Annotated in this window: 9 protein-coding genes; all 9 read right to left on the bottom strand. The window is 36.8% G+C overall.

Annotated features, from left to right (window positions below; genetic code table 11):
• Positions 1-2 precede the first annotated feature (2 nt).
• Positions 3-632, bottom strand: coding sequence for a 50S ribosomal protein L3 (gene rplC / locus AT726_RS06690; protein ID WP_055243027.1), 630 nt, complete (start codon positions 630-632; stop codon positions 3-5).
• A 26-nt stretch (positions 633-658) separates the two neighbouring features.
• On the bottom strand, positions 659-967 hold the full coding sequence (rpsJ, locus tag AT726_RS06685) for a 30S ribosomal protein S10 (protein ID WP_055243029.1): 309 nt from the start codon (positions 965-967) through the stop codon (positions 659-661).
• 1,353 nt (positions 968-2,320) lie between these two features.
• Positions 2,321-3,505 carry an elongation factor Tu gene (gene tuf / locus AT726_RS06680; RefSeq protein WP_055275531.1) on the bottom strand — a complete coding sequence of 395 codons (1,185 nt, stop codon included), beginning with the start codon at positions 3,503-3,505 and terminating at the stop codon, positions 2,321-2,323.
• A gap of 125 nt (positions 3,506-3,630) precedes the next feature.
• Positions 3,631-5,703 (bottom strand): elongation factor G, encoded by a 2,073-nt coding sequence (gene fusA, locus AT726_RS06675; RefSeq protein ID WP_068759271.1) that lies wholly within the window; start codon positions 5,701-5,703, stop codon positions 3,631-3,633.
• Between the two features lie 80 nt (positions 5,704-5,783).
• Positions 5,784-6,254, bottom strand: a complete 471-nt coding sequence (gene rpsG / locus AT726_RS06670) for a 30S ribosomal protein S7 (RefSeq protein ID WP_006784426.1) — start codon at positions 6,252-6,254, stop codon at positions 5,784-5,786.
• Positions 6,255-6,292: 38 nt separating this feature from the next.
• Positions 6,293-6,715: a 30S ribosomal protein S12 gene (gene rpsL, locus AT726_RS06665; protein ID WP_055243034.1), complete on the bottom strand. Its 423-nt coding sequence runs from the start codon at positions 6,713-6,715 to the stop codon at positions 6,293-6,295.
• Positions 6,716-6,913: 198 nt separating this feature from the next.
• Complete coding sequence (rpoC, locus tag AT726_RS06660; RefSeq protein ID WP_055243036.1) at positions 6,914-10,639, bottom strand: DNA-directed RNA polymerase subunit beta'; 3,726 nt, start codon at positions 10,637-10,639, stop codon at positions 6,914-6,916.
• Positions 10,640-10,662: 23 nt separating this feature from the next.
• The gene (gene rpoB, locus AT726_RS06655) at positions 10,663-14,196 is read right to left on the bottom strand and encodes a DNA-directed RNA polymerase subunit beta (protein ID WP_055275528.1); all 3,534 of its coding nucleotides are present in this window, start codon (positions 14,194-14,196) and stop codon (positions 10,663-10,665) included.
• A 135-nt stretch (positions 14,197-14,331) separates the two neighbouring features.
• A complete protein-coding gene (locus tag AT726_RS06650; protein WP_055275527.1) occupies positions 14,332-14,925 on the bottom strand; it encodes a class I SAM-dependent methyltransferase in 594 nt (197 codons plus the stop codon).
• Between the last annotated feature and the right edge of the window lie 38 nt (positions 14,926-14,963).

The following is a 14,963-nucleotide window of genomic DNA, read 5'->3' as shown; positions in this document are numbered from 1 at the left end:
AACTATTTTGCTTTAACAGCAGAACGAACCATAACTAAAGATTTTTTAGCTCCTGGTACATTTCCTTTGATTAATAAAACGTTACGTTCTGTATCAACTTTAACTACTTCAAGGTTTTGAACAGTTACGATGTTTCCACCAGTTTGTCCAGGTAATTTTTTACCTTTTAAAACGCGGTTAGCAGCAATCGATCCCATTGAACCTGGACGACGATGGTAACGAGAACCGTGAGCCATAGGTCCACGAGATTGTCCATGACGTTTAATAACACCTTGGAATCCTTTACCTTTAGTCTTACCAGTTACGTCAACAACTTCTCCTTCAGCAAAAGTGTCAACTTTGATCTCTTGACCAACTTGATATTCCGCTACATTTACGTTACGGAATTCACGAACGAAGCGCTTAGGCGCTGTTTCAGCTTTAGCAACGTGTCCCATTTCAGGTTTGTTAGCTAATTTTTCGCGTTTATTTTCAAATCCAACTTGGATAGCTTCGTATCCATCAGTTTCGTTTGTTTTAACTTGTAAAACAACGTTAGGTGTTGCTTGCACAACAGTTACAGGAATTAATTTCCCTTCTTCAGTGAAAATTTGAGTCATACCAATTTTTCTACCTAAGATTCCTTTGGCCATGAGTTACACCTCCTATTTCGTATATATTATAATTTGATTTCGATGTCTACACCAGATGGTAAATCTAAGCGCATTAATGAATCAACAGTTTGAGCAGTTGGTTCAACAATGTCAATCAGACGTTTGTGAGTGCGCATTTCGAATTGCTCACGAGAATCTTTGTATTTATGTACCGCACGTAAGATCGTGTAAACTTGCTTTTCAGTTGGAAGTGGGATTGGTCCTGCCACTTTAGCTCCTGTTTTCTTAGCACTTTCAACGATTTTTTCTGCAGATTGATCTAAAATTCTGTGATCATAAGCTTTTAAACGGATTCTGATTTTTTGTTTTGCCATTTTATTTCCTCCCTTCGCCTATTTTTAGGAATAGACTAGCTCCACGAAAATTACCTGCCACATTGCCATGGCAAATCGGCCGGGTGTGTCAGCAACCTTTCGCTTCAACGCTCAAGTCAACATATCTATTATACATGAAAAAACTAAATAAATCAAATATTTTTTTATTTTTTATTCATTGATGTATATTTCGACAGTGACTCATCTCTTCGCAGTTTTCGGACTAATTTACATAAACAAATTTAACATATCTTAACCGAACAATCAAACATTTATGACAAGTAAATATTGTATTTTATTTAAAAATAAAATTTAACACTAGACTACTATCCAACTAAATTTTTAGAAATGTAGCTATTATTGATTTTAAAATAATTAATTATTGAATATTTATGAATAACATTTTAGTTATATTTAATACATTTATTATCCTAAAGATAATATTATTATCTAAAACATTTTTTAATGTCGTCCTTAAGTCATTAAAGTCTTGTATATTCTAAATCATTGTGGAGCCATAGCTCTTCTTTGGATTTTGAGATACTAAGTATTATTTAAGACTTTACTTAATAATACGTATTTCTAGGAATACATAAAATCTCACAACACTATTCAGTCTTATATTCTTAAAGATAAAATGATTGATAAACTCGCATCATTAGAATGACTTTGTTTCTGATGAATACATTATCTATAGGAGTTATTCCCTCCTTAGTGATAGACATATCTCCTGATAGTAGTCAAAAATAATGTACTCCATCACTAATTATAAAAAACGATCATAATCTTTCCCTAAAGAAGAAGTGAACCTATAGGTTTTAGATTGTTAAATTCTCTAATAAAGTTTGATTTTACTCTTATAGATATATTATTTATTTCTACATATATTTAACTTCCTCTATTGTAATATTAGCCTCATTAACTGAAGCAATAAGAAAATCGTTTAACTCATTGCCAATTAGTGTTCACAAACCGTTATTGCAAAATAGGAAATAATTACTTCATATTTAGTATATTTATAATTAATTTGTTTTACATTACACCTAAACATTTAAAATCCAGGAGTGAATAATTTAAATATATAATTATTTTTTATATCAATAAATCTATTTATCGTTAATTGATTATACCAACCAACTACATAAAAATACTAAAACTATATCTTATTAATATTTTTTATAACTCCACTAATGTCTTCCATATACAATATTAATAACATTATTATGGTTAACTTATATAATGATTTTATTCTATTAAGCACTACAGAGAGCAAGGATAACATATATTTAAAAATAAAAAAAGTCCTAGAGAATATATCTCTAGGACAAAAAGATTCAAATATTAGAATATCGATTATTCGATGATGTCTACTACTGAACCAGCACCTACTGTACGTCCACCTTCACGGATAGAGAACTTAGTTCCTTTTTCAACAGCGATTGGCGCGATTAATTCTACAGTCATAGCAACGTTGTCACCTGGCATAACCATTTCTACACCTTCTGGTAATTGAATAACTCCAGTTACGTCAGTTGTACGGAAGTAGAATTGAGGACGGTAGTTTCCGAAGAATGGAGTATGACGTCCACCTTCTTCTTTAGATAATACGTAAACCTCAGCAGTGAATTTTGTATGAGGTTTTACTGATCCTGGTTTAGCTAATACTTGTCCACGTTGGATTTCTTCACGAGAAATACCACGTAATAAAGCTCCGATGTTATCTCCAGCTTCAGCTTGGTCTAATAATTTACGGAACATTTCAACACCTGTTACAGTAGTTGATTTTGTTTCATGGTAACCGATGATTTCAACAACGTCACCAACTTTAACAACCCCACGCTCAACGCGTCCAGTTGCTACAGTACCACGTCCAGTGATTGAGAATACGTCCTCTACTGGCATTAAGAATGGTAAATCAGTTTGACGAGCTGGAGTTGGGATGTACTCATCTACAGCAGCCATTAATTCGTTGATTTTTGCTTCCCATTCAGGTTGTCCTTGTAATGCTAATAATGCAGATCCGTGGATTACTGGAACTTCATCACCTGGGAAATCGTACTCAGATAATAAGTCACGAACTTCCATTTCAACTAATTCTAATAATTCTTCGTCGTCTACCATGTCACATTTGTTTAAGAAAACAACTAAACGAGGTACACCAACTTGGCGAGATAATAAGATGTGCTCACGAGTTTGTGGCATTGGTCCATCAGCAGCAGATACTACTAAGATACCACCGTCCATTTGAGCAGCACCAGTGATCATGTTTTTAACGTAGTCAGCATGTCCTGGGCAGTCAACGTGTGCGTAGTGACGGTTGTCAGTTTCGTACTCAACGTGTGCAGTTGAGATAGTGATTCCACGTTCACGCTCTTCTGGAGCACCATCGATTTGGTCGTAAGCGCGAGCTTCTGCTTTACCTGATTTAGATAATACAGTTGTGATAGCAGCTGTTAATGTAGTTTTTCCGTGGTCAACGTGACCGATTGTACCGATGTTAACATGCGGTTTAGTACGTTCGAATTTAGCTTTTGCCATGCTAATATCCTCCTCTAAGTTACATTTTTTGTATTCAACATTTTTATTTTACAATACCGCTAATAAGAATGCAAGTATTACATTCTTATTAGCAGCGGATATATGAACACATCAATTAACAACGATTATCCACGATGTTTTTTGATGACTTCATCAGCGATTGATTTTGGAACTTGCTCATAGTGATCCATTTCCATTGAGTAGTTTCCGCGTCCTTGTGTGTTAGAACGTAATGCAGTTGCATATCCGAACATTTCAGATAATGGAACATATGCACGGATAACTTGCGCGTTACCACGAGCTTCCATTCCGTCTAAGCGTCCACGACGTGAAGTGATATCTCCCATTACGTCTCCTAAGTACTCATCTGGGATAACAACTTCTACTTTCATAACTGGTTCTAAAAGAACTGGTTTACATTTGTCATAAGCATTTTTTAATGCCATAGAAGCTGCGATTTTGTATGCCATCTCACTTGAATCGACATCATGGTAAGAACCATCGAATAATGTAGCTTTAACGTCAACTACAGGGAATCCTGATAATTGTCCATTTTGTAATGCATCTTTTAATCCTGCATCTACAGATCCGATGTATTCACGAGGTACAACCCCACCAACTACAGCGTCCACGAACTCGTATCCAGCACCTGGTTCTTGTGGTTCAAATTTGATCCATACGTGTCCGTATTGTCCACGTCCACCAGACTGACGTACGAATTTACCTTCAACGTCTGCAGCTTGAGTGAATGTTTCACGGTAAGCTACTTGAGGAGCACCAATGTTAGCTTCAACTTTGAATTCACGACGCATACGGTCAACGATGATGTCTAAGTGTAACTCACCCATACCTGAGATGATAGTTTCACCAGTTTCTTCGTCTGTATGAGTACGGAAAGTTGGATCCTCTTCAGCTAATTTTTGTAAAGCGATACCCATTTTATCTTGGTCTGCTTTTGATTTTGGCTCAACTGATAAAGAGATAACTGGTTCAGGGAATACCATTGATTCTAAGATAACTTCGTGATCTGGATCACATAAAGTATCTCCTGTTGTAGTATCTTTTAAACCTACAGCTGCAGCGATATCTCCTGCGTATACTTCAGAGATTTCTTGACGGCTGTTAGCGTGCATTTGTAATAAACGTCCAACACGCTCACGTTTACCTTTAGTTGAGTTTAATACGTAAGTTCCTGATTGGATTGTTCCTGAGTAAACACGGAAGAATGTTAACTTACCTACGAATGGGTCAGTCATAACTTTGAATGCTAATGCTGCGAATGGTTCTTCATCAGAAGCATGACGCTCAACTTCAGTTCCATCTTCTAATGTTCCTTTGATTGCAGGAATATCAGTTGGAGCTGGTAAGTAGTCAATTACAGCATCTAACATTAACTGAACACCTTTGTTTTTGAAGGCTGATCCACATAATACTGGGAATAATTCAACGTTGATTGTAGCACGACGGATCGCAGTTTTTAATTCTTCGATTGAAATTTCTTCACCTTCTAAGTATTTCATCATTAACTCTTCATCTAAGTTAGATACTGCTTCGATTAATTGATCACGATACATTTCTGCATCTTCTAAGTGAGCTGCATCGATTTCTCCAACTTGGATGTCAGTTCCTAAGTCATTTGTATACATGTATTGTTTCATTTCAACTAAGTCAATGATACCTTCGAAATCATCTTCAGCACCGATTGGTAATTGAATTGGAAGAGCGTTAGCTCCTAAACGATCATGTAATGTTTTTACAGAGTATAAGAAATCTGCACCTGTTTTATCCATTTTATTTACGAATACAATACGTGGAACTCCGTAAGTAGTAGCTTGGCGCCAAACTGTTTCAGTTTGAGGCTCAACTCCTGATTGCGCATCTAATACTGCTACTGCACCATCTAATACACGTAATGAACGTTCAACTTCTACTGTGAAGTCTACGTGACCTGGTGTATCGATGATGTTTACACGGTGACCATTCCAAGCAGCTGTTGTTGCAGCTGAAGTGATTGTGATACCACGCTCTTGCTCTTGAGCCATCCAGTCCATTTGAGAAGCACCATCGTGAGTTTCTCCGATTTTGTGGATACGACCAGTGTAGTATAAGATACGTTCTGTAGTTGTCGTTTTACCAGCATCGATGTGTGCCATGATACCGATGTTACGAGTGTGATTTAAAGAGAATTCTCTTGCCATGTTCCGTTACTCCTCTCATAGTGAAATACTAAACTTTTAGGATTACTAGAAATCCAGTAATCCTAAAGTTATTTAAAATATTACCAACGGTAATGAGCGAATGCTTTGTTAGCTTCAGCCATTTTGTGAGTATCCTCACGTTTCTTAACAGATGCACCTGTGTTGTTAGCTGCATCGATAATTTCGTTAGCTAAGCGTTGCTCCATAGTTTTTTCTCCGCGAGAGCGAGAGTATTGAACTAACCAGCGTAATCCTAAAGTGATTCGGCGCTCAGGACGAACCTCTACTGGTACTTGGTAGTTTGCCCCACCGATACGGCGAGCTTTAACCTCTAATACAGGCATGATGTTTTCGATAGCTTCTTCGAATACTTCCATTGGTTCACGACCAGTTTTCTCAGCAATGATATCGAATGCATTATATAAAATAGTTTGTGCAGTACCTTTTTTACCATCTTGCATGATGTTGTTGATTAAACGAGATACTAATTTAGAGTTATAAATTGGATCTGGCAAAACGTCGCGTTTTGCTACATGTCCTTTACGTGGCATAATTTAGCCTCCCTTCCATTTTATCGAAAAAAGTTAGATTATTTTTTAGCTGCTTTTGGTTTTTTTGTTCCGTATTTAGAACGACCTTGCATACGTCCATCTACACCTGTAGCATCTAAAGTACCACGAACGATATGATAACGTACCCCTGGTAAGTCTTTTACACGTCCACCGCGAATTAAAACAACGCTGTGCTCTTGTAATTTGTGTCCAATACCAGGAATGTATGCTGTTACTTCTAAACCATTTGTTAAACGTACACGGGCATATTTACGTAAAGCCGAGTTTGGTTTTTTAGGTGTCATTGTAGCAACACGAGTACATACCCCACGTTTTTGTGGAGAGTATAAGTTAGTTTGTTCTTTCTTTAAACTATTGTACCCTACATTTAAATGACGAGATTTAGATTTTGTTTCTTTACTTTGACGTCCTTTACGAACTAATTGGTTAATAGTTGGCATATTAGTCCTCCTCTCATAAACTTAGTCCACTTATCCAGGTGGTTCATTTTAGTTAGAAAAAGTAAGCTTTGCCCGAAAGCAAAACTCACTTTGTTTTTTTAAAAGCCTTTATTAATCTAACATTTTTTTAGAATAATGTCAACAGTTCAAAAAAGTTTTTAATATTTTTCAACAGTATTATTGGCTTTTTTTGATATCTTATTCATCTTCAGCGTCTAAAAAATCAGTTTCATCGAAATCTAATTCGATATCTAATTCATCTAAATCGTCTTCTAATGAAAGATTTACTAAATCATTTGATACTTTTGAATCTGAAGTTAAATCGAATGGTAAAATATCCTCTTCAACTTCATCTTCAATCTTATGTACCGGTTGAATATGATCTTCTCTTAAAACACCTGTTCCGGCTGGGATTAACTTACCAATGATAACATTTTCTTTTAATCCGATTAATTCATCCACTTTACCTTTGATTGCAGCATCTGTAAGAACGCGAGTTGTTTCCTGGAATGATGCAGCAGATAAGAATGATTCTGTTTCAAGAGATGCTTTTGTGATACCTAAGATTGTTGGAATACCTACTGCAGGGCGTTTCCCACGCATGATTGCAGCAGCATTTACACGCGTATAATGAGTCATATCAATTAATGATCCTGGTAAAATGTCAGTATCTCCACCGTCGATAACTTTAACTTTTTTCATCATTTGATGAACCATGATCTCAATATGCTTATCTGATAATTCTACCCCTTGTGCACGGTATACATTTTGCACTTCTTTTAAGATGTATGCTTGTACAGCGGCAACATCTTTAACACGTAATAATTCTTTAGGATCGATTGACCCTTCAGTTAACATGTCTCCAGCTAATACTTCATCACCTTCAGCTACTAATGGTTGTACCCCGTAAGGTAATAAGTAGTTACGGCTTTCTAATTTATTTGTTAATGTAATTTCATAACGGTTTTTAGTATTTGCCTTAATTGTAGTAATTACACCATCGATTTCAGCAATGATTGCACGTCCTTTTGGATTACGCGCTTCGAATAACTCTTGGATACGAGGTAAACCTTGTGTAATATCGGCTCCGGCTACCCCACCTGTATGGAATGTACGCATCGTTAACTGAGTACCTGGCTCACCGATTGATTGAGCAGCCATGATACCAACAGCTTCCCCAACTTCAACCTCTTTACCAGTTGCTAAGTTTTGACCATAACATTTTTTACATACACCTTTTTGAGCATTACATGAGTAAATAGTACGGATATCTACTCCTTCAATACCAGCATCGATGATAGCTTTACCTAATTCATCTGTAATATATACATTGCGTTCTGCAATCTTTTCTTTCGTTACCGGATGATAGATAGGTTTTGCTGTATAACGTCCAACGATACGATCAAATAATGTTTCCACTGTTTGACCACGTTGTTTTAATTCAGTGATATATTGTCCTTTATCTGTACCACAGTCATCTTCACGAACGATCACATCTTGTGCTACGTCTACTAAACGACGAGTTAAGTAACCTGAATCGGCTGTTTTTAAGGCTGTATCCGCTAACCCTTTACGAGCACCATGGGTAGAGATGAAGAACTCAGTTACTGTTAAACCTTCACGGAATGAAGATTTGATTGGTAACTCGATTGTTTTACCAGATGGGTTGGCCATTAATCCACGCATACCGGCTAACTGCGTAAAGTTCGATGCGTTACCACGGGCTCCAGAATCACTCATCATGTAAATGTGGTTATCAGCAGGTAACTCATTCATTAATACATGTTGAATTTCATCTTTTACTTTCGCCCAAACATCAATAACTAAACGATAACGTTCATCATCAGTTAATAAACCACGGTTATAGAACTCTTGAATTTGAGCAACTTTATCGTCACCTTGTTTTAATAAATCTTTTTTCTTAGAAGATACGACTACGTCAGCAACCCCTACAGAAATTCCGGCAACAGTAGAATACTTAAATCCTAAGTCTTTTAAGCGGTCTAACATACGTGATGTTTCAGTTGTTTTATAAATACGGAATACTTCAGAAATGATATCCCCTAAGAATTTTTTCTTGAATGGAGAAACAATTTTAACATCCGCTAAGTGTGCTTTAATATCTGTTCCCTTTTCAACGAAGTACTTAGTTGGTGTAGCACCTTGTAAGTTCGTCATTGTTGGCTCATTTAAGTAAGGGAATGTTTTAGGTAAAATACCATTGAAGATAACTTTTCCTAAAGTTGTGATGATATATTTGCTATTTTGCTCTTCAGTGAAAGTCATGTTATTTAATGCTTTAGCATCTAATGCAATACGAGAGTGTAATGTTACATATCCGTTTGCATAAGCCATCATTAACTCATTTGTATCTTTATAGATATTACCTTCACCAATTGCTCCTGCTTCTTCCATCGTTAAGTAGTAGTTTCCTAATACCATATCCTGAGATGGAGTAACGACTGGTTTACCATCTTTCGGGTTTAAGATGTTATTTGCAGCAAGCATTAATAAACGAGCTTCAGCTTGTGCTTCTTGAGATAAAGGAACGTGAACCGCCATCTGGTCACCATCGAAGTCGGCATTAAATGCTGTCGTTACAAGAGGGTGAAGACGAATTGCGCGTCCTTCTACAATTTTAGGTTCGAACGCTTGGATACCTAAACGGTGTAATGTTGGGGCACGGTTTAATAATACTGGATGCTCACGAATTACGTCTTCTACAACGTCCCATAATGCATCATCCATGCGCTCAATCATTTTCTTAGCACTCTTAATATTTTGTGCTAAATCACGTTCCACTAATTCTTTCATAACGAATGGTTTGAATAACTCAAGAGCCATTTCTTTTGGTAATCCACATTGATACATCTTTAAGTCTGGTCCTACTACGATTACAGAACGTCCAGAGTAGTCAACACGTTTACCTAATAAGTTTTGACGGAAACGACCTTGTTTACCTTTTAACATGTGAGAAAGTGATTTTAATGGACGGTTTCCTGGGCCAGTAACTGGACGTCCGCGACGACCATTATCAATTAAAGCATCTACTGCTTCTTGAATCATACGTTTCTCATTGTTTATGATAATATTAGGCGCACCGATTTCTAAATAACGAATTAAACGGTTATTACGGTTAATAACACGACGATATAAATCATTTAAGTCAGATGTTGCAAAACGTCCACCATCTAATTGAACCATTGGACGTAATTCTGGTGGAATTACCGGTAATACGTCTAAGATCATCCAATCAGGACGGTTTCCTGAATTACGGAATGATTCCACAACTTCTAAACGTTTGATAACTTTCCCACGTTTTTGACCTTGTGCAATTTTTAATTCAGAACGTAATTCTTTCGCTAATTTATCTAAATCTAATGATTCTAATAACTTTTTAATGGCTTCAGCACCCATACCTACTTGGAATGCATTCCCCCATTTTTCATATGCTTCACGATATTCTTTTTCAGTTAATACTTTTTGTTTAATTAAATCAGTTTTACCTGGGTCAATTACAACATAGTTTACAAAGTAGATAACTTCTTCAAGCTCACGAGGAGACATATTTAATAATAGTCCCATGCGGCTTGGAATACCTTTTACATACCAAATATGTGCAACAGGTGCAGCAAGTTCGATGTGACCCATACGTTCACGACGAACTTTTGCTACTGTTACTTCTACACCACAGCGATCACAAACGATCCCTTCGTGGCGAATACGTTTATATTTACCACAAGCACACTCACAGTCTTTTTGTGGACCGAAGATACGCTCACAGAATAATCCATCTTTTTCAGGTTTTAATGTACGATAGTTGATTGTCTCAGATTTTTTAACTTCACCATAAGACCATTTACGGATTGTATCTGAAGATGCTAAACCGATCTTCATATACTTAAACTTGTTAACATCTACCAAGGCGATTCCCTCCTTGCGTCTAATTATTCTTCAACTGTTTCTGGAACAACGATTTGATGAGTTTTTACATTCTCAAGATCGCGGATTTCAATTTCATCTTTGTCATCAGATAAGATTTTAACATCCATACCTAATGATTGTAACTCTTTAACTAATACTCGGAATGATTCAGGGATACCTGGTTCAGGAACATTTTCTCCACGTACGATAGCTTCGTATGTTTTAACACGTCCTGTGATATCATCTGACTTAACTGTTAAGATTTCTTGTAATGTGTATGCCGCACCGTATGCTTCAAGTGCCCATACCTCCATCTCACCGAAACGTTGTCCACCGAATTGAGCTTTACCTCCAAGCGGCTGTTGAGTTACTAATGAGTAAGGTCCAATTGAACGGGCATGTAATTTATCATCAACCATGTGGGCAAGTTTGATCATATACATAACCCCAACTGAAATTCGGTTATCGAATTTTTCACCTGTACGTCCATCATATAATACAGTCTTCGCATCTGGGTCCATACCAGCTTCTGCGATGATTGCTTCTAAGTCTTCAGTTTTAACACCATCGAATACTGGAGTTGCAACGTGAATTCCTAATTTTTTAGCAGCCATACCTAAGTGAATTTCTAAGATCTGACCGATGTTCATACGTGATGGTACCCCTAATGGGTTTAACATGATATCCACTGGTGTTCCATCTGGCATATATGGCATATCTTCTTGAGGTAAGATTTTAGAGATAACCCCTTTATTACCATGGCGTCCGGCCATTTTATCTCCCTCAGAGATTTTACGTTTTTGAACAATGTAAATACGAATTACTTCGTTTACACCTGGTGATAAGTCATCACCGTTACGACGAGAGAAGTATTTAACGTCATGTACAATTCCGTCTCCACCGTGTGGTACACGTAATGATGTATCACGAACTTCACGTGCTTTCTCACCGAAGATAGCATGTAATAAACGTTCTTCTGCAGTTAATTCAGTCTGACCTTTAGCAGTTACTTTACCTACTAAGATGTCATCTTCTTTAACTTCAGCACCGATACGGATAATTCCACGCTCATCTAAGTTTTTAAGAGCGTCTTCCCCAACACCTGGGATATCACGTGTAATTTCTTCTGGCCCTAACTTAGTGTCACGAGCTTCTAATTCATATTCTTCAATGTGAATTGATGTATACACATCATCTTTTACTAAGCGTTCACTCATGATGATGGCATCCTCATAGTTATATCCGTTCCATGTCATGAATGCTACAACGACGTTACGTCCTAAAGCTAATTCTCCGCTTTCCATTGATGAACTATCTGCTAATACTTCACCAGCATTAATATGATCACCTAGGCGAACGATTGGACGTTGGTTTAATACAGTACTTGAGTTTGAACGAACAAACTTAATTAATGGATAACGATCTAATCCTCCATCAGCATCACGACGAACACGGATTTGTTTTGAATCAACGTATTCTACTGTTCCGCTGTTGTGAGCAACTACTGCTTGCCCTGAGTCTTTTGCCGCTACATATTCCATACCTGTACCAACGAATGGTGCTTCAGGAATTAATAAAGGAATGGCCTGACGTTGCATGTTGGCTCCCATTAACGCACGGTTGGCATCATCGTGCTCTAAGAACGGGATACATGCTGTGGCAACAGATACAATCTGTTTTGGTGATACGTCCACGAAGTCAACACGTTCAGCAGGAACGATTAAGTTTTCACCACGATGACGAACAATTACTTTTTCAGGTAAGCAATCATTTGCATCTAAATCTAATCCAGCTTGTGCTACTACATAACGATCTTCTTCGTCAGCAGTTAAATAACGGATTTCTCCGGTTACTTGCATTTTTGTTTCTCCAGTTGCTTCATCAATAACTGGGATAACTTTACGATATGGAGTCTCAATAAATCCAAATTCGTTAACTTTTGCATAAGATGATAAAGAGTTGATTAACCCGATGTTTGGTCCCTCAGGCGTTTCGATAGGACACATACGACCGTAATGAGAGTAGTGAACGTCACGTACTTCCATTCCAGCACGTTCACGTGTTAAACCACCTGGCCCTAAAGCAGATAAACGACGTTTGTGCGTTAACTCTGATAATGGGTTAGTTTGATCCATGAATTGTGATAACTGTGAGCTACCGAAGAACTCTTTAATTGCAGCTGTTACAGGACGAATGTTAATTAAGCTTGAAGGTGTGATTCCTTCACTTTCTTGAATTGACATTCTTTCTTTAACAACACGCTCCATACGAGATAACCCGATACGGAATTGGTTTTGTAATAATTCACCTACTAGACGCAAACGACGGTTTCCTAAGTGATCGATATCATCTAAGTAACCTACTGAATCTAATAAATTGAAGAAGTAACTTACAGATGCAAAGATATCTGAAGTAGTAATGTGTTTACACTCATCTTCTACATTTCCGATAATTTTTACAACTTGATCCCCTTCATTTACTCGTGGTGAATAAACTTCGAATTCTTGAACATAAGTTTGTGTTTCTTCTAAAGGATTCACTAATTCGACTTTTTTAATATTTAAACGATCAATTTTATCAGCTAATACTTCTTCAAAGATACGACGAGTAATTACTGTACCTTCTTCTACTAGTACTTCACCTGTCTCTGAATCAAAGATATCGCTAGCTAATTTTTGATTTAATAAACGTTCTTGTGCACTTAATTTTTTGTTGAATTTATAACGTCCAACATGAGCTAAGTCGTATCGTTTAGGATCAAAGAAACGAGAAACGAATAAAGTTCGAGCACCATCGATCGTAGCATGCTCACCTTGACGAAGTTTTTGGAAGATTTCCATTAATGCTTCATCAGAGTTAACAGTTTGGTCTTTTTCTAACGTATTTAAGATATACTGATTTTCACCAAACATTTCGATGATTTGTTCTTTTGTTGAAAGTCCTAATGCACGTAATAAAACTGTAATTGGAATTTTACGCGTTCTATCGACACGAACATAAACAATGTCTTTTGCATCAAGTTCATACTCTAACCATGCACCACGGTTAGGAATTACTTGTGCAGCATATTTTTCTTTACCGCTCTTTTTATCAGTCTCTTTATTGTAGTAAACACCTGATGAACGGACTAATTGTGATACGATTACACGTTCAGAACCATTGATAACAAATGTTCCTGTTGGGGTCATTAAAGGGAAGTCCCCCATGTATACTTCGCTTTCCTTCACTTCCTTAATTGCGTGTGTTTCTTCGTCTTTAATGTGTAAACGAACCTTAACACGTAAAGGGGCAGCATAGTTAGCATCGCGTTCTTTAGCTTCTAAAACAGAATATTTTGGTTCTCCTAAGCTATATCCAACGAATTCAAGCGCTAAATTACCGTTATTGTCTTCAATTGGAGAAATGTCTTTGAACATTTCACTAATACCTTCATCAAGGAACCACTGATAAGAAGCAGTTTGAATTTCAATTAAGTTAGGGAGTTCGAGTGCAACATCAATTCTTGAGTAATTACGACGTTGTCTCTTTTTACCATATTGAACAATTTTCCCTGCCACGCGTTTCACCTCTTTGTTTGTTTATGTAAACTTTTGTTGTTTTTTTTATTCAACACCTAATGTATTTGACTTAGCACATGTAAAATACAAGCAGTATTAGGCATTTTATAATAATATCAAATTTTTTCAATAGTGTCAACGTCTGATAGACTTTAATATAAAATATCCTTTATCTTTGTCGACAACTTCACAATTCCCATAGACTTCTTCCATTTTCGCTTTAGCAGATGGAGCGCCTTGTTTTTTCTGTATCACTATCCAAAGTTCACCATTCTCAACCAAATATTCTTTAGCTTCTTCAATAATGGCGTGAACAACTTTTTTCCCTGCACGGATTGGAGGATTCGATAAAATAGCCGCGAATTCACCTTCTACACCATCATAGCAGAAGCTTTCATACATAGTTGCATTTAAAATCCCATTATCTTGTGCATTCTTTTTTGATAGTTCTAACGCTCGTTGATTGACATCTACCATATGAATATTTCGATTTACATAACTTTTAGCTAAACTCAAACCGATAGGTCCGTAACCACAGCCAACATCTAAAATATTCCCATCTACTTCTGGAACAGTAAAGCTTTCTACTAAAAGTCTAGAACCAAAGTCAACATCTCTCTTCGAAAAGACCCCAATATCTGTTGTGAATTTGAGTTTATGCCCTCTAAGTGTGTAAGCAAAGTCCTTTTCGTCCGAACGAGCATTAACATTGTTAGTATAATAATGCATGATCACAACCCCTTTTGATTTTACCTAAAAATTAGAGA

The sequence above is a fragment of the Turicibacter sp. H121 genome, assembly GCF_001543345.1.
GTDB lineage: Bacteria > Bacillota_I > Bacilli_A > MOL361 > Turicibacteraceae > Turicibacter > Turicibacter bilis.
Note: the sequence above shows the minus strand (reverse complement) of the source record. Positions and strands in the feature narration are given on the sequence as shown.